This window comes from Pantoea sp. 18069 (assembly GCF_902706035.1).
Taxonomy (GTDB): Bacteria; Pseudomonadota; Gammaproteobacteria; order Burkholderiales; family Burkholderiaceae_C; genus Comamonas.
Genome location: NZ_CACSJA010000034.1, coordinates 41,015 through 56,350, shown reverse-complemented (window position 1 = coordinate 56,350; position 15,336 = coordinate 41,015). Strand labels below are relative to the sequence as shown.

15 protein-coding genes are annotated in these 15,336 nt (G+C 66.7%); 10 read left to right on the top strand and 5 right to left on the bottom strand.

The window, feature by feature from the left end; genetic code table 11:
• Positions 1-332 precede the first annotated feature (332 nt).
• The 3 genes from GVL12_RS20960 (at position 333) to GVL12_RS20950 (ending at position 3,033) form a co-directional block, all read left to right on the top strand.
• Positions 333-1,022, top strand: coding sequence for a Fic family protein (locus GVL12_RS20960; protein ID WP_200843963.1), 690 nt, complete (start codon positions 333-335; stop codon positions 1,020-1,022).
• Positions 1,019-1,594: a DNA-3-methyladenine glycosylase gene (locus GVL12_RS20955; protein ID WP_159917502.1), complete on the top strand. Its 576-nt coding sequence runs from the start codon at positions 1,019-1,021 to the stop codon at positions 1,592-1,594. Before GVL12_RS20960 ends, GVL12_RS20955 begins: the two co-directional genes overlap by 4 nt.
• Positions 1,595-1,671: 77 nt before the next feature.
• Complete coding sequence (locus GVL12_RS20950) at positions 1,672-3,033, top strand: NAD(P)/FAD-dependent oxidoreductase (RefSeq protein WP_159917501.1); 1,362 nt, start codon at positions 1,672-1,674, stop codon at positions 3,031-3,033.
• Positions 3,034-3,166: 133 nt separating this feature from the next.
• Here the strand turns inward: GVL12_RS20950 and GVL12_RS20945 are convergent, their stop codons facing one another.
• Positions 3,167-3,778, bottom strand: coding sequence for a superoxide dismutase family protein (locus tag GVL12_RS20945; protein ID WP_159917500.1), 612 nt, complete (start codon positions 3,776-3,778; stop codon positions 3,167-3,169).
• A gap of 261 nt (positions 3,779-4,039) precedes the next feature.
• Here GVL12_RS20945 and GVL12_RS20940 point away from each other — a divergent pair, with 261 nt between their 5' ends.
• On the top strand, positions 4,040-4,339 hold the full coding sequence (locus tag GVL12_RS20940; RefSeq protein ID WP_159917499.1) for a hypothetical protein: 300 nt from the start codon (positions 4,040-4,042) through the stop codon (positions 4,337-4,339).
• Positions 4,340-4,372: 33 nt separating this feature from the next.
• On the opposite strand, the gene GVL12_RS20935 is transcribed toward GVL12_RS20940, so the two are convergent.
• From GVL12_RS20935 to GVL12_RS20925, 3 genes are all read right to left on the bottom strand, one after another.
• Positions 4,373-4,972, bottom strand: a complete 600-nt coding sequence (locus tag GVL12_RS20935) for a hypothetical protein (RefSeq protein ID WP_159917498.1) — start codon at positions 4,970-4,972, stop codon at positions 4,373-4,375.
• Between the two features lie 75 nt (positions 4,973-5,047).
• The gene (locus tag GVL12_RS20930; RefSeq protein ID WP_159917497.1) at positions 5,048-5,332 is read right to left on the bottom strand and encodes a hypothetical protein; all 285 of its coding nucleotides are present in this window, start codon (positions 5,330-5,332) and stop codon (positions 5,048-5,050) included.
• 155 nt (positions 5,333-5,487) lie between these two features.
• Positions 5,488-6,279 (bottom strand): helix-turn-helix transcriptional regulator, encoded by a 792-nt coding sequence (locus GVL12_RS20925; RefSeq protein ID WP_200843962.1) that lies wholly within the window; start codon positions 6,277-6,279, stop codon positions 5,488-5,490.
• 135 nt (positions 6,280-6,414) lie between these two features.
• On the opposite strand from GVL12_RS20925, the gene GVL12_RS20920 reads away from it, so the two are divergent.
• Positions 6,415-7,635 (top strand): MFS transporter, encoded by a 1,221-nt coding sequence (locus GVL12_RS20920; protein ID WP_159917495.1) that lies wholly within the window; start codon positions 6,415-6,417, stop codon positions 7,633-7,635.
• 9 nt (positions 7,636-7,644) lie between these two features.
• Here GVL12_RS20920 and GVL12_RS20915 read toward each other — a convergent pair whose 3' ends face one another.
• The gene (locus tag GVL12_RS20915; RefSeq protein ID WP_159917494.1) at positions 7,645-8,520 is read right to left on the bottom strand and encodes a LysR family transcriptional regulator; all 876 of its coding nucleotides are present in this window, start codon (positions 8,518-8,520) and stop codon (positions 7,645-7,647) included.
• A gap of 154 nt (positions 8,521-8,674) precedes the next feature.
• On the opposite strand from GVL12_RS20915, the gene GVL12_RS20910 reads away from it, so the two are divergent.
• The 5 genes from GVL12_RS20910 to GVL12_RS20890 all read left to right on the top strand — a co-directional run bounded on the left by GVL12_RS20910 (position 8,675) and on the right by GVL12_RS20890 (position 15,285).
• Entirely contained in the window at positions 8,675-9,013 is a 339-nt protein-coding gene (locus GVL12_RS20910; RefSeq protein WP_159917493.1) for a multidrug efflux SMR transporter, read from the top strand.
• A gap of 3 nt (positions 9,014-9,016) precedes the next feature.
• Positions 9,017-9,346: a multidrug/spermidine efflux SMR transporter subunit MdtI gene (mdtI, locus tag GVL12_RS20905; RefSeq protein ID WP_159917492.1), complete on the top strand. Its 330-nt coding sequence runs from the start codon at positions 9,017-9,019 to the stop codon at positions 9,344-9,346.
• Positions 9,347-9,571: 225 nt separating this feature from the next.
• Positions 9,572-10,366, top strand: a complete 795-nt coding sequence (locus tag GVL12_RS20900; protein ID WP_159917491.1) for a YdcF family protein — start codon at positions 9,572-9,574, stop codon at positions 10,364-10,366.
• A 246-nt stretch (positions 10,367-10,612) separates the two neighbouring features.
• On the top strand, positions 10,613-11,854 hold the full coding sequence (sbcD, locus tag GVL12_RS20895; RefSeq protein WP_159917490.1) for an exonuclease subunit SbcD: 1,242 nt from the start codon (positions 10,613-10,615) through the stop codon (positions 11,852-11,854).
• Positions 11,851-15,285 (top strand): AAA family ATPase, encoded by a 3,435-nt coding sequence (locus tag GVL12_RS20890; RefSeq protein ID WP_159917489.1) that lies wholly within the window; start codon positions 11,851-11,853, stop codon positions 15,283-15,285. The genes sbcD and GVL12_RS20890 overlap by 4 nt, the downstream gene beginning before the upstream one ends.
• Positions 15,286-15,336: the final 51 nt, after the last annotated feature.

Below are 15,336 nucleotides of genomic sequence, written 5' to 3'. Positions count from 1 at the left end.
TGGCGGTATACTGTATTTAATTACAGTATATCTGCCATCGCCGTGTTTTGCGCACTCGTTGGTGCACGGAACATATCCTGCAAGAAGGAAAAGTAAAAAAATCCTGAAAAAATCGGGAAAAGTTGTTTTTTCTTGATTGAAGTTGCGAAAATCGAATCGCACGGTTCAAAAATCAAAGTTTTCCGAGGACGAGATGGCACATCATCGAAAAGTGGGCTATGCCCATCTGCGCCAGGCCCTGCGGACTGCAGCCTTTGAACCCGCGTGCCCGGCCCGGGTCTACCCGGTGCAAAAGTTTGTACGCCTGGCAGACTGCCTTCAAGTGCCCGAGCATGCTTCCGCCGACGCCCGAGCATCTGTTGCCTGTCATGGACGGATTGCTGGATCTTGCCAATCAAAGAGACACCGGTATTCCCCCCCTGGTGCTGGGATCGCTGGTGAGCTTCGGCTTTGTCTTTGCCCACCCCTTCATGGACGGCAATGGTCGTTTGTCGCGCTTTCTGTTCCACAAGATTGCTTGCCGCGATGCCCTGTTGCCCAACGGCCTCGTGCTGCCCATTTCCATGGCCATGGCGCGCCATGAAGACCGTTATCTCCAGGCACTGTGCTCTTTTTCGGCCTTGGCGCGAGAGGCATGGACCGTAGCCAAGGTCTCGGACATGGAATTCGACTGCAGCTTCGAAGGGGCACCGGAGATCTATCACTACTGGGATGCAAGCTCCTGCGTACAGTTCGGGCTGGAAATGGCCCAGGAAGCTCTGCAGCATGACTTGCACGAGGAAGTCCAGTTCCTGCACCGTTTCGACCGTGTCTATGCGCGCCTCAACCGGGAGATTGATATGAACAACAATCTCATGAACCTGCTGTCACGGCTGCTGGTGCAAAACCAGGGCGTGCTTTCTGCCAGCAAACGCAAGATGTTCGTGGGCAAGGGCTGCTTGCCGCAAGTGCTCGATGAAGCCCAGCGCATTGCCCAAGAAGCATTGAACGGGGCAGACGGCGATGAAGGTGCTGGTCAATGACTTTGATAGATTTTTCCGCGCCCGCCCATGAAGTGGCCCGCCAGTTGATAGGTGCCACGCTGCTGGTCGATGGCGTGGGCGGGCGCATTGTCGAGACCGAGGCCTATGACCAGTCCGACCCGGCCTCGCATACCTTTGGCGGGCAGACGCCGCGCAATGGCGCGATGTTCGGGCCGCCGGGCCATGCCTATGTCTATCGCTCCTATGGCCTGCACTGGTGCTTCAACACGGTATGCCGCGAAGCCGGCCATGGCGCCGGCGTGCTGCTGCGCGCGCTCGAGCCCACGCATGGCATTGCCACCATGCGCGCGCGCCGCGGCCTGCAGGAGCTGCGCCTGCTGTGTGCCGGCCCGGGGCGCCTGGCCCAGGCGCTGGGCATCGATGCGCGGCTCAATGCGCAGCCATTGGCCTTGCCGCCGTTTGAATTGCTGGCGCCGGATGCGGCGGCGGGCGTCGAGATCGTGCTTGGGCCGCGCATCGGCATTTCCAAGGCAATGGATGTTCCCTGGCGTTTCGGGCTCAAGGGCTCGCGCTATCTGAGCCGCGCCTTTGCCGCGGCGCCGCGCAGCTAGCGCAGGGCTGTGGCGCCTTGACCGCTGCCGGGTTTTGGAGGAACACGCCTGCGGACAAGCGTACGACAGTTGTCGGCATGGCCGCATATTCCGTCCTGCATTCCCTGTCACGGCGCCGCTTTCTGGCACTGGGCGCTGCCGGCCTGCCCTGGCATGCAACGGCCTGGCCGGCTGTGACGCAGGTCGATGTGGTGATCGTCGGCGCGGGCGTGGCAGGACTCGCCGCGGCGCGGCGGCTGCAGGCGCGCGGGCGCAGCGTGCTGGTGCTCGAAGCCGCGCAGCGCATAGGCGGGCGCGCCTGGACCGATGCGCGTTCTTTTGCCGTGCCCATCGACCTGGGCTGCGGCTGGCTGCACCAGGCGGTGCGCAATCCGCTCACGCCCATCGCGCGGGCGCTCGATTTCACGCTGCTCGCGCATGACGGCGCGGCCCGGCATTTTCTCGATGCCGGCATTCCTCTGGGCGCTGACCAGCGCGCGGCGATCTTCGCGGCCGAGGAACGCCTGGCGCAGGCCATGGGCCGGGTGGGGCCGGCCGACGGTGCGCTTGCGTCCCTGATTGCCGGACCCTGCGACGCGGCCATGCAACGCGCGGTGCGCAGCATGGCCGAACTCGATGCGGGGGGCGATGCCGAGGACACTTCGGTGCTGGGCCTGCGCGCGCAAGGCAGCAGCGCGCCCAACTGGCTGGTCCAGCAGGGCATGGGGCGCATCGTCGAATCGCTGGGCCGGGGCCTGAAGATCGCCCTGGGCCAGCGCGTGACGGCCATCGTGCAGGGCGCGCGCAGCGTCAAGGTCGCGACCACCACGGGCGATGTCACGGCCGCGCACTGCCTGGTCACGGTGTCCACGGGCGTGCTGCGCAGCGAAACCATACGCTTCACGCCGGGGCTTTCGCCTGCGGCGCTCGCGGCGCTCGACGCCCTGCCCATGGGCCACTTCAACAAGGTGATCCTGGAACTCGACGGCCCGCTGGCGGGCTTTGCGCCCGGCGACTGGCTCAGCGAAGGCCATTCGTTCCAGCCGGCCAAGGCCCTGGCTTTTCTGGTCAACCCTTTTGGTTCTTCCCTGGTCGTTGCGCTCGCGGGTGGCGCCTATGGCCGCGCGCTGTCGTGCGCCCCCGCGCGCGACGCGGTCCAGGACGTGCTGTCGCGGCTGCGCGCATGCGTCGGGGGGCTGGCAGGGCGCCGGCTCGGAACCGGGGCCGCGACCGATTGGTCGCGCAATGCGCTGTTCCAGGGCAGCTATGCCTATCTGCGCACGCGCGGCGGCGATGCGCGCAAGGTGCTGGCGCGCGCGGGCACGGAATGCGTGCACTTCGCGGGCGAAGCCTGTGCCACCGAGCTGGCACAGACCTGCGGCGGGGCCTACCTCACAGGCCTGCAGGCCGCCGAAACCATTCACGCGCGCCTTGTCGCAGCATCTCGAGGCCCGGGGTGATGGTCTGCTGCGTGGTCCTGGGCGTGGCCGCGCTTTCGCCGTCGAGTCAGGCGCGGGTCAACCCCAGGTCGGCGATGGCGCGCGCCAGTGGCGGTGCTTGTCCAGTCAGTCGAAATCCAGGTCGCGCCAGAATTCAAGAACGCGGCGCGGGCGTGATCACGCCGCAGGCGATGCGGCCCCCGGAGTTGCCCGCGGGGTTGGTCGCGTAATCGTCTTCGCGTTCATGCACGACCAGCGTGCGGCCCATCACGGAGGTCTGGCCAGGCTGCAGCGTCACGTTGGGGTTGGTGAAGCGCAGGCTGCCCTGACGGTCCGCGCCCACCAGGATGTTGGGCGCCTCGCCCGCATGGGCTTCGTGCGCCGATTGACCAGGGCGGCCATGCTTGCGCGTCATGAACGGATCGAAGTGCCCGCCGGCCGCGCCAAACGCCACGGTCTGCCCGGTGGCCGCGTCGGGGCCGGGCGCACAGACACCTTCGGCGTGGATATGAAAGCCATGCGGGCCCGGGGCCATGTCCTGGACTTGAATCGCGATTTCCACCCCTGCGCCGCCGGGCAGCTCGCGCAGCGTGGCCTGGCCCGCGGGCGCACCGCTGGCCGTGACGAGGGCCACCCGCGCCGCAGGCGCGGAGTGGGACGAAGACCCGTGCAAGCCGTGGTCGCGGCTTGCGGCGCAGCCGCCGAGAAACAGCGCCAGCGTGCAAAGCGCTGCGGTGTGGGCGGAAATCAGGGGGCGGTGGTTCATGGCGGCAGGCTCCTCAATGGGTCAGGTAAATGCAGCAGCGGTGCGCCGCAGCGCTCTATCCTCCGCCCGACCTGGCGATCAATGGCCGGCGCATTCCCTGAAAACCCTGTAGGACGCGCTCTGCCTTCGTCGCCCCACCCGATTGCGCCACCATCTGGAAAATTGATAGTTTTTAACTTTTGATTTTTATATATTGATAAGAGTATTGAATTCTTTCAATCCAACGCCGACCGTAGGCGCCAAGCGCGAGGGGAAATCAAAATGGAGAATGCGGGTGAGTTGCGCCAGGACGGCGCTGCGGGCATCAACAGCCAGGGCCCTGACTGGCGCGGTGCCGGCACGCTTGGCGTGGGCGCCACTGATATCGTGACCAGCCGCTCGGGCAATCACCTGGTGCTGCGCCTGCGCAACGGCACGCACAGCCTCACCCTCCACGACTATTTCCGCAAGAACGCCGAGGGTGCTTATGTGCGCGACGAAGTGCGCCTCGTCGATGGCATGCTGTGGAATCTGCGGGCATGGTGCGCCAAGGCCGAGCGCGAGGCGACGGCCATGGAGTGATGCGCTGCCGCCGTGCGTGCGGCAGCGCAGTGATCACCGGATGCTGGTGCTGTTGGCCAACAGATCCTTCAAATGATTGAGTTGGGCCAGATCCGACTGGATTATGCCTGTCGGAGCGAACGAGGGCGCAGCCTGGTCCAGCGTGATGTATTTCACGTTCTTGAAAGGGTCACGCGCGGGAAGCGAGCCTGTCTCCCTGGCCATCCCCTGTTGGTATCGCGCTTCTATCTTGTCGGAGTTGGATTTCAGGAATGACTCCAGTTTCTGTTTGGCTTCATCCTTTTCGGGCCCGGCCGGCATTTTTTCGACTTCTGCCCTCAATTGGCCTCCTTTGGATTGCAGAAAGGAGGCGTCACGGCTGTGCTCGTACTGGACCAGTTCGACGCCTTCGCGCTCTTCGAACGTGTCTATCCGGCCTTGCCAGAAGCTGGCCAACTGCTGGTCGATGGGGCTGGACGACAGTCCATGCTGTTTCTGCTGTTCCCTGACACTCGCAATCTTGCCGCTCATCTGATCCGCGAGCAGCACGCTCTTGAGCAACTGGCGGTTGAGCGGCGCCGTGCCTTGGGTGTCGTTCAGTTGGGTCTGAGAAACAGCGGCCGAATTGAAGGGGGTGATTCCACCGATGCTCATGGGATTTGCGCTTTCAAAGTAGGACGGAGGAAGAAGTGCGGGATCACATGCCCGTACCGGGCCGATCGCCACGGTTCAAATCATGGATTGGTGGCGGTGCAGGCGCTGCGACGGCTTGCCCGAGGAGGGGGACGCGTTGAAGCGGGCGTCGCGCTCGATTTCCTGCATCTTGGCGTCGACCTCGGCATGTACCTGGGCAATGTCTTCTGGCGACATCTGGCTTTCCAGAAAAGTGCGTGCGTTTTCGGGGGCCAGGCCATGGTCTGCATGAAAGCGCCGCGCTGCGTCCAGCACCTGTTGTGCTTCGTCGATGGCGACTTGCATTTCCTGGGAAAGTTGTTGGCGTTGGTCTGGGGTCAATGGAATCTCCTGGAAAAACGGGCGGGGCGATTTCTTCGCACATGTGACAGGTCAGTAACCGGGCGCATGTCTGCGTTCCCTGTTTTTCCAGGGCGATTTCCGGAAATTGCGGTATGCCCATGGGCCAGGTCACACCCCGCTGCGTCGGCGCCGCCCTAGGCTTGGAAAAACTGGCTCGGCGTCTGCCCGAAGTGCTTGCGGAACATGGTCGCGAACGCGCTCGGGCTGTCGTAGCCCAGCGCCAGCGCGACGTCGATGACCTTGTCGCCGCCCGCGAGCAGTTCGAGCGCGCGCAGCAGCCGCGCCTGCTGGCGCCAGCGGCCGAACGTCATGCCGGTCTGGGCGGCGAACAGCCGCTGTATGGTCTTGCCGTCGATCTGCGCCTGGGCCGCCCAGTCGGCCAGCGTCGAGGTGTCGTCGGGCCGCTGCTGCAGGCGTCGGCAGATGGCGAGCACGCGCGGGTCGGTCGGCATGGGCAGGTGCAGCGGCAGCACGGGCAGGGCGTGCAGCTCGTCGAGCAGCAGCCGCAGCAGGCGCGCATCGCGCGAATCGGGCAGCGACGGCGGCACCACGTCGACGGCGGCGCGTATCAGTTCGCGCAGCAGCGGCGAGACACCCACGACCTGGCAGCTGGCGAACAACTGCGGCGCGGCGTCGCGTTGCACGAACAGGCTGCGCATCTGCACTTCGCCAATGCAGCGCAGCGAATGGGTCATGCCCGCGGGCATCCAGAGCCCGCGGCTGGGCGGGACTATCCACTGGCCGGCGTCGGCGTGCACCACCATCACGCCCTGGATTGCATGCAGCAGCTGGTGCTTGCCGTGCGCATGCGGCGGAATGTTCCAGCCCGCGGGGTAGTCGGTCGCGAGGCAGGTCACGGCCGCGTCGCTGCTTTCGACCTGGGCCAGGGCCTGCGGATGGAGAGGGGTCTCGGGCGTATGGCGCATGTCCTTTTTGCGATGGTTGCTCACCAAATGGCGCGAGACAGACTTTATCGCCATTTCTAGAATCGGCTCCGGCGCGCACCGATTGCCCTGCCCTTTCTGCGGGGCGAGGTCGCCATTTCGCAAGGTTCCTGTCCCATGTCCCTCTCCAGCGCTGCTGTGGCTGTCGATACGCAGCCCCATTCCCCGCCTTCCGGTTTCGCCTACCGCATCGTCGGCGCCGCGGCCTTCGCGCATCTGCTCAATGACCTGATCCAGGCGCTGCTGCCTTCTATCTACCCGATGCTCAAGACCGATTTCGCGCTGAGCTTCGCGCAGATCGGCTGGATCGCGCTGGCCTACCAGATCACGGCCTCGCTGCTGCAGCCCTGGATAGGCCTGTATACCGACAAGCACCCCAAGCCCTATCTGCTGCCGGCCGGCATGGTCGTGACGCTGATCGGTATCGGCATGCTCGCATCGGCAGGCAGCTACCCGATGCTGCTGGTGGCGGCCTGCGTGGTCGGCGTGGGCTCGGCCACGTTCCACCCGGAAGCTTCGCGCGTGGCGCGCATGGCGTCGGGCGGGCGCTTCGGCACCGCGCAGTCGACGTTCCAGGTCGGCGGCAATACCGGCTCGGCGATAGGGCCGCTGCTGGCCGCGGCCATCGTCGTGCCGTTCGGGCAATCGGCGATCGCCTGGTTCATGCTGGTCGCGCTGCTCGCCATCTGGGTGCTGTGGCGCATCACCGGCTGGACGCTGCGCCACGCCCAAGCCCAGGGCAAAAGCATGGCCCGCCACCATGCCCAGGGGCTGGAGCGGCCCGAAGTGATTCGCGCAATGGGGGTCATCGCCATCCTGATGTTCGCCAAGTTCGTCTATATCTCGGCGTTCACCAACTACTTCACGTTCTATCTGATCGAGCGCTTCGGCACCAGCGTGCGCGAGAGCCAGCTCTATCTGTTCGTGTTTCTCGCGGCCGTCGCGCTGGGCACGTTCGCGGGCGGCCCGGTGGGTGACCGCATCGGTCGCAAGGCCGTGATCTGGGTGTCGTTCCTCGGCGTTGCGCCGTTCGCGCTGGCGCTGCCGCATGCGAATCTGTTCTGGACCGCAGCGCTGGCGGTGGTGATCGGCCTGGTGATGTCGTCGGCGTTCGCGGCGCTGGTGGTCTATGCCCAGGAAGCCGTGCCGGGCCGCGTGGGCATGGTGTCGGGCATCATGTTCGGCCTGATGTTCGGCATCGCGGGAATGGCGGCCGCGGGGCTGGGGCAACTGGCCGACATCCACGGCATCGTCTGGGTCTACCAGCAATGCGCGTATCTGCCGCTGCTGGGGCTGGCCACGGCCTTCCTGCCCAAGACTGCCAGCCAGCGGCGCTAGGCCCTCGGTTCAATCGCCTGAACGCAGCAGTTCGGTGAAACGGGCCTGGACCCAGTCGGCGGTCGGGCCCGGTTGCCAGCCCTGGCACCAGAGCACGCGCACCGACAGCTGGGGCAGGGCCAGCGACGGGCAATCGAGCTGCTGCAGCGGCTTGCGGTAGGTCTCGTCGGTCGCGATGTTGACCGGCAGGATGGCCCAGCCCAGGTCATCGGCGACCATTTCGGCGAGGCTGTAGAAACTGTCGGCGCGCCAGACCTTGGGGCTGTACGCTGTCTCGTGCACGTCTTCGGCGTGCAGGATCAGCTGGCGATAGGGCACGAGGTCCTTGCGCTGCACGGGCTGGCGCCGGGTCAGCGCGTGGCCGGCGGGCACGAACAGGCCCTGGGAGACGGTGCCGATATGGCGCTGGTCGAAGCGCGCGGAAATCGCCCCGCGCACGAAATGGATCGCCACCTGCGCGCGCTGCTGGTCGACATACTCGGCGACTTCGGTTGCCGTGCCGTTGAGCAGTGTCAGCTCGAGGTCGGGAAAGCGTTGGGCGATTTCACGGATCAGCGTGCTCACCGCCGTATAGGGCAGGGCTTCGTCAAGCGCCAGCGACAGCTTGGCTTCGCTGCCCGCGCTCAGCGACTGCGCGCGCTGCTCCAGCGATTGCGCCTGGCGCAGCAGCTCGCGCGCCTCGAGCAGCAGCAGTTCGCCCGCATCGGTGAGCTGGGCGTTGCGCCGCGAGCGGTCGAACAGCTCTAGCCCCAGGTCGGCTTCGAGCAGGGCGATGGCGGTGCTGACGGCCGACTGCGCCCGCCCCAGACGGCGCGCGGCCTCGCTGAAGGAGCCGCTTTCCGCGGTCAGCACGAACTGCCGGAGTTGGTCCAAGGTCCAATGCATGGCGTTGCTATATCAATAAAACAGATGGATGTTGACTTTTTCAATCCGAAGAGTACTTGAATAATGGCATCACAGCCCAGGAAAAAGCATTTTTCTGCGCTGCACCCCGCGAAGGGGTCCGCCCCTTCATGTTTTTTTCAACCCAAGGATTGCCATGGCTTTGCGCCCCTGGATCTTTTTGCTTGCGGCGGTGGCCACGGAAATCGTCGGGGTCAGCGTCATGAAGCTGGTGTCGCAGCACGCGGCCTGGCCGGCGCTGCTGTTCATGTACGCCATGATCGGCCTGTCGTTCTTCCTGCTCGCGGTGGCGATGGAGCATATCCCCATGGCCGTGACCTATGCCACCTGGGAAACACTGGGCCTGACGGCCGTGGCTTTCATCGGCTATCGCTTCTTCGGCGAAAGCATAGGGCCGCTCAAGGCGCTGGGCATGGCCGTGCTGGTGTCCGGCGTGGTGCTGGTCAACACCGGCGGTCCTATGGCCAGGGAGTGAAGAATGCAAAACGCACAGTTCATCCACTACGCCTATATGGGGCTCGCGGTGCTGCTGGAAGTGGCAGCCAATATCTTCATCAAGTCCTCGGCCGGCTGGCGGCGCAAGACCTGGGGCGTGCTGGGCATTGCCTGCATTCTTGCGTCCTTTACCGCGCTGTCCCAGGCCGTGCAGGGCATCGACCTGTCGGTGGCCTATGCGCTGTGGGGCGGCATGGGCATTGTCCTCACCACCGCGGCCGGCTGGGTCTTCTTCCAGCAGGCGCTGGCGCGCCGGGGTTGCGTGGGCATTGCGCTGATCGTCATTGGCGTGCTGCTGCTCAAATTGTCCTGAAGCGTGGTCGTGCGGTGCAGGGAGTTGCCGTATTCTGCACCGAAAGCTATTGTTGTTGATAAATAAATAGTTTTTAACTATCATTGGATATGTCCAGGCGCAGCCGGCTGCTGACGTCCTTCCATTCCCTGTCCAAGGAATCACCGTGCGAGAACTTTCTACCCGACCGGGCCCCTGCGGGCCCATCTTCCCCATGGCTTTGCGCGCTGCGCCCGCGAGGCGCGCATGACGCTCGGTCTGCTGATTGCACTCGCCGTGCTGGCCGCAGCCTGTTGCGCAGGGCGCTGGCGGCGCCTGGGTCGATCGCTGTATGCGCTCTGTGCGGTCCTGTTTCTGGCGGTGGGCTGTGGCTATATTCCTGCGTGGCTGCTGGGCAACCTGCAAGCGGCCTATGACGTGAAGCCGGTGAATGCCTGGGCGCAGCGCAATGCGATTGTTGTGCTGGGCGGAGGTACGGAAAAAATCGCGGCCAGCGGCTGCGTCGAACCGGGCATTCGCTCCTATGCACGCATCGTGGAAGCGGCCACGCTCCAGCGCGATTGCCGCAAGACGGGCGCGGAATGCAAGATCATCGTCAGCGGCGGCGATGCGCAGCGCACGGGTGTATCCGAAGCGCAGGTCTACAGGAACGCATTGCTCACGCTGGGGATGGCGGGCAGCGATGTGCTGATCGAGCCCTACAGCTGGACCACCTGGCAGCACGCGCGACTCACGAGCGATGTGCTGCACGACTTTGCGCCCGATCATGTGGTACTGGTGTCGTCTAGCGTGCATCTGCGGCGCAGCCAGCTGTATTTCTCGCATTTCGGCATTGATGCCCAGCAGGTGCGCGCGGACTATCTGCACGCGCAGAAATCACCGTTGCCGAAGTCACATAATTTCGCCGTCGCCGATGTCGCGTTGCACGAATATCTGGAGATCGCCCGGTACCGGGCACGGGTCGCGGTCGGGGAAATCCCGCGCGGCGGGCGGGATGCGGCGGGTTATGCCTACCGCAATGGCCGGGGTTTCAGCGGCTGAAGAGCCGCGGCTCGCGGCCTGCGGTCTGGTCAGCGCAGCGAATGCTTCATGGCACCCGCCAGTCCCTGCAATGGGGTCCTGGCCGCGGGGACCTGGCTTCCATTGCCGTGGTGGGGGCGTAGCCAGGGGTTTTTTCCCGGAGATTGCCCGGCGCCCATGGGGCGGTGCCTGCCCGGCGGCACAATAGGCACATCTTCGGCGCCGGGCCTGCAAGAGCGCCGACAGAGCCCATTTCCCCCACCACCTATGCGCATTCTTCATACCTCCGACTGGCATCTGGGCCAGCATTTCATGGGCAAGAGCCGCGAAGCCGAGCACCAGGCGCTGATAGCCTGGCTGCTCGAGCAGGTGCAGGCCCATGCCGTGGACGCGGTGCTGATCGCCGGCGATATCTTCGACACCGGCGCGCCGCCCAGCTATGCGCGTGCGCTCTACAGCCAGCTGGTCGCGCGCCTGCATGCCGCGGGCGTGGCCTTGCTGCTGCTGGGCGGCAACCATGATTCGGTCAGCGTGCTCGAAGAGAACCACGCGCTGCTGGCGTGTCTCAACACCACGGTGATCGCGGCCGTGGGCGCGGTGGATGCGCATGTCGTGACCCTGCCTGCGCGTACGGGCGAGCCCGGCTGCATCGTCTGCGCCCTGCCTTTCATCCGCGCGCGAGACGTGGTGCAAAGCCAGGCCGGCCAGACCGCGCAGGAAAAACAGCAGGCGCTGCAAAGCGCGATCCAGGCCACCTACCAGGCGGTGCATGCACAGGCGCTGCTGCTGCAGGCGCAACTGCAGGCGTCGCTGGGCCGCAGGCTGCCCATCATCGCCACCGGCCACCTCACCACGGTGGGCGCGAGCAGCAACGAGTCGGTGCGCGAAATCTATGTGGGCGCGCTCGAAGCCTTCCCGACGAATGCGTTTCCCGCGGCCGACTACATCGCGCTGGGCCATATCCACAAGCCGCAGAAAGTCGGTGGCTTCGAGCACATCCGCTACTGCGGCTCGCCGATTGCGCTGGGCTTCGATGAAGCGCGCCAGTCCAAGCAGGTGCTGCTGGTCGACCTGGGGGAGCCGGGCCTCGAAGCGGTCACGGCCTTGACGGTGCCGGTGTTCCAGCCGCTGGCCGCGGTCAGCGCAAGCCTTGCCGGCTTGCCCCCATTGCTGCAGTCCGCCGCCAGCGCCGGCACGGCGCAGCGCCCGGTGTGGCTGGAAGTCACGGTGCAGGACGACGACTACCTCAACGACCTCGCTGCCCGGGTCGAGGCCCTGCTGCAGGGGCTGCCGCTGGAGACGCTGCGCATCAAGCGCCAGCGCGGGCCGCAGGCGGCGCAGCTCACGGCCCAGGGCAGCGAGTCGCTCGATGAACTGACGCCCGATGAAGTGTTCGCGCGCCGGCTGGCCGAGGAAACACTCACGCCCGAACTCCAGGCCGCACTCAGCGAACGCTATCGCGGCGTGCTCGCGCGCCTGACCGCCGCAGCCGAAGGGCATGCGCAATGAAGATCAACAGCCTGCGCTTCAAGAACCTCAACTCGCTCAAGGGCGAGTGGAAGATCGATTTCACCCAGGCGCCGTTCACCGAAAGCAGCCTGTTCGCGATCACCGGCCCCACGGGCGCCGGCAAGTCCACGCTGCTCGACGCCATCTGCGTGGCGCTGTACCACGAGACGCCGCGCCTGAGCAGCCTCAGCGCGTCGGCCAACGACTTGATGACGCGGCACACGACCGACTGCCTGGCCGAAGTCGAATTCGAAGTCCAGGGCCAGCATTACCGTGCCTACTGGAGCCAGCGGCGTGCGCGCGACCGCGTCGACGGCGCGCTGCAGGCGCCCAAGGTCGAGCTGGCGACGCGCGAAGGCGTCATTCTGAGCAGCCAGAGCAACGACAAGCTCAAGCGCGTCGCCGCGATCACTGGCCTGGACTTCGCGCGCTTCACCAAGTCCATGCTGCTGGCCCAGGGCGGCTTCGCGGCGTTTCTCACGGCCAGCGCCAACGAGCGCGCCGAGCTGCTCGAAGAACTCACGGGCACGGAAATCTACGGCGACATCTCGGTGGCGGTGTTTGAAAGCGCACGCGAAGCGCGCCAGACGCTGGCGCGCCACCAGGCCCAGGCCGATGGCGTGCAACTGCTGTCGGATGAGGAGCGTGCAGCGCTGCAGGCCGATGACGAGCGCCTGCAGGCGGCGCTGGCCCGGGTGCAGCAAGACCATGCCACGGCCCAGGCCCAGCAGCAATGGCTGCAGCAACTGGCCCAGGCCGAAGAGGCGCAACAGGCGGCCGACAGCGCCTGCGCCCAGGCCCGCCAGGCGCTGGCCGATGCCGCGCCGCAACTGCAACGGCTGGCGTTGGGCGCGCCCGCGCAGGCGCTGCAACCGCTGCACCAGGCATGGCAGCGCGCGCTGGCCGCGCGCAGCGAAAGCCAGGCGCAGCAAACCCAGCTCGCGCTCGCCCAGCAGCAGTTGCGCAGCGATCAGGCCCACCACCACCGCCAGGCCCGGCAACTGGCCGCGCAGGTCGCAGATGCCGCGCAGCAGCAGCTCGAGGGCATGGCCACCGAGCAGCAGACCCTGCAGCAGTACCGCGGCACGCACGCCGCCCATGCCCGGCTCGGCGAGCTGCTGAGCGGCTGGCGCCAGCAGTTCGCGCAGCGCGGCGAACTGCAGCAGAAACACCGGACGCAGCAGCAGAGTAAGACCGCGCTGCAGCAGCAGGTGGAGCGCGCGCAGCAGGAGGCCACGGCCACGGCGGCGCGCATCGCGCCCGCGCTGCAGGCCCGGACCGAGGCCGGCGCCGCAGCCCAGGCGGCCAGCGCCGCGCTGCAGACCTTGCTCGATGGCCAGGGCGACAGCGCCACGCTGCGCGCGCGCTGGCAGCAGTTGCAGGCGCAGGCGCATGCCTGGCAAGGCCTGCAGGAGCGTGCGCAGGAGCGTCAGGGCCAGGAGCTGCAACTGCGCACGCTGCAGCAGGGCGAACGCGCCGCAGCGGACAGGCAGCAGGCGCAAAGCACGGTGCGCGCGCAGTTGCGCAGCCAATGGAAGCTCACGAGCGAGCTGGTCACGGGCCAGCAGCAGTTGCTCGAGCGCGAGCAACTGATCCAGAGCCTGGCCGAACACCGCCAGGCGCTGCAAGCCGGCGAAGCCTGCCCGCTGTGCGGCGCGCTCGAACACCCGGCCATCGCAAGCTACCAGGCACTCGATGCCTCGGCCACGCGCCAGCAGCTCGCGCAGCGGCGCGGCGAACTCGATGCACTGCGCCAGCAGGGCGAAGCCGCGACCGCAGAGCTCGCGCGCATGGAAAGCACCCTGCGCGCCTTGCAGGCGCAGCGCGAAACGCTGGAGCGCGATCTCGCCGGACGCTGGTCCCAGGCCTGGACGGCGCTGTGCGCGCAATTGCCGGCCGCGCAGTCGCCCGGAGTCGACGGCTGGCAGCAGCCCGATCGCCTTGCGCAGTCGCAGGCGCAGTGCGCACAGTCGCTGGGTGCGCTGGGCGAAGCGCTGCAGGCGGTGGAGCGCGGCGAGCGGCGGCTGCGCGACGCCAAGGACCAGGCAGGCGAGGCCGAACGCGCGCTGCTCACGGCGCGCAATGCCCAGGCGCTGGCGCAACAAACGCTGCAGGAATCGACGGCGCGCGCGCAGGCCGCGCAAGCCGCGCTGCAAGAGCTGGTGCAGGCCCGCGAAACGCTAGAAGCGCAATTGCAGGCCGCGCTGCTGGAGGCTGGCCATGCCCAGCTGCCCGCCCCCGACGTGGCCGCGCAATGGCTGCAGACCCAGCAAAGCGCCTGGCAACAATGGCAGGCCGGCGAAGCGCGGTTGCAGCAGCTCGCGCAGGCCATGGCCCAACTGCTGCCGGTGCGCGACGCGGCGCAGGCCCAGGCGCTGCTGTGGGCCGGGCGCTGGCGCGAACACGAAGCGCTGGCCACCGGGCCGGCCCCGGCATTGGCCCGGGATCTTGCCGAATGCCTGGTACTGATTGAGCAGGGAGCGCAGCAGCTCGCGGGCCTGCAAGGCCAGGCGCTGCAGGCGCAGGCCACGTTGGACGCGCAGGGCATCGAAGCCGCCGACTGCGAAACCGCATGGCAGCAGGCGCTGCGCGCGAGCGCGTTTGCCGATGAGAATGCCTATCTCCAGGCGCTGCTGCCACCCGCCGAGCGCGCGCAGCTCGCCGCGATGCAGCAGCGCCTGCAGGAGGCGGTGCAGCAGCAACAGGTGCTGCAGGCCGCGGCCGCGCAGGGCCATGCGCAGCTGCTGGCCCAGGCGCTGACGGGCGACGCGCCCGATGTGGTGCTGCAACGCCTGCAGTCGCTCGAAGCTGAACGTGCGCACCTGGGCGCGCAGCGCGGCGCGGCCAGCGCGCGCCTGCACGACGATGCGCAGCGCCGTGCCGGCAAGCAGGCGCTGCTGGCACAGATCGCGCTGCAGGCCCGGGACTGCGACCTGTGGCAGCACCTCGACGGCCTGATCGGCTCGGCCAAGGGCGACAAGTTCCGCAAGTTCGCCCAGGGCCTGACGCTGGACCATCTGCTCAACCTTGCCAACCGCCATTTGCTGCGGCTGCACGGCCGCTACCTGCTGGTGCGCAAGCCCACGGGGGCGCTGGAACTCGACATCGTCGACAGCTGGCAGGGTGACGTGGCGCGCGATACGCGCACGCTGTCGGGCGGCGAGTCGTTCCTGGTCAGCCTGGCGCTGGCCCTGGCGCTGTCGGACCTGGTGAGCCGCAAGACCTCGATCGACTCGCTGTTCCTTGACGAAGGCTTTGGCACGCTCGACGCCGATACGCTGGAAGTCGCGCTCACGGCGCTCGATGCGCTGAACGCCAGCGGCAAGATGATTGGCATCATCAGCCATGTCGACGCGCTCAAGCAGCGCATTCCCGCGCAGATCCGGGTGGAGAAGGGCGGGGGCGTGGGCTATTCGCGGCTGGTGATCTGAGCCACGGGAAGTTTGCGTCTGGTCTTTGGGCCAGTTCAGCAAATGGGGCCC

Excerpts from the sequence above, each read along its gene's own strand:
- GVL12_RS20960 (WP_200843963.1), top strand. The coding sequence starts at position 333 with ATGCTTCCGCCGACGCCCGAGCATCTGTTGCCTGTCATGGACGGATTG.
- GVL12_RS20890 (WP_159917489.1), top strand. The coding sequence starts at position 11,851 with ATGAAGATCAACAGCCTGCGCTTCAAGAACCTCAACTCGCTCAAGGGC.
- GVL12_RS20955 (WP_159917502.1), top strand. The coding sequence starts at position 1,019 with ATGACTTTGATAGATTTTTCCGCGCCCGCCCATGAAGTGGCCCGCCAG.
- GVL12_RS20945 (WP_159917500.1), bottom strand. The coding sequence starts at position 3,778 with ATGAACCACCGCCCCCTGATTTCCGCCCACACCGCAGCGCTTTGCACG.
- GVL12_RS20915 (WP_159917494.1), bottom strand. The coding sequence starts at position 8,520 with ATGCATTGGACCTTGGACCAACTCCGGCAGTTCGTGCTGACCGCGGAA.
- GVL12_RS20935 (WP_159917498.1), bottom strand. The coding sequence starts at position 4,972 with ATGAGCATCGGTGGAATCACCCCCTTCAATTCGGCCGCTGTTTCTCAG.
- GVL12_RS20950 (WP_159917501.1), top strand. The coding sequence starts at position 1,672 with ATGGCCGCATATTCCGTCCTGCATTCCCTGTCACGGCGCCGCTTTCTG.
- sbcD (WP_159917490.1), top strand. The coding sequence starts at position 10,613 with ATGCGCATTCTTCATACCTCCGACTGGCATCTGGGCCAGCATTTCATG.
- GVL12_RS20940 (WP_159917499.1), top strand. The coding sequence starts at position 4,040 with ATGGAGAATGCGGGTGAGTTGCGCCAGGACGGCGCTGCGGGCATCAAC.
- GVL12_RS20910 (WP_159917493.1), top strand. The coding sequence starts at position 8,675 with ATGGCTTTGCGCCCCTGGATCTTTTTGCTTGCGGCGGTGGCCACGGAA.
- GVL12_RS20920 (WP_159917495.1), top strand. The coding sequence starts at position 6,415 with ATGTCCCTCTCCAGCGCTGCTGTGGCTGTCGATACGCAGCCCCATTCC.
- GVL12_RS20900 (WP_159917491.1), top strand. The coding sequence starts at position 9,572 with ATGACGCTCGGTCTGCTGATTGCACTCGCCGTGCTGGCCGCAGCCTGT.
- GVL12_RS20925 (WP_200843962.1), bottom strand. The coding sequence starts at position 6,279 with ATGCGCCATACGCCCGAGACCCCTCTCCATCCGCAGGCCCTGGCCCAG.
- mdtI (WP_159917492.1), top strand. The coding sequence starts at position 9,017 with ATGCAAAACGCACAGTTCATCCACTACGCCTATATGGGGCTCGCGGTG.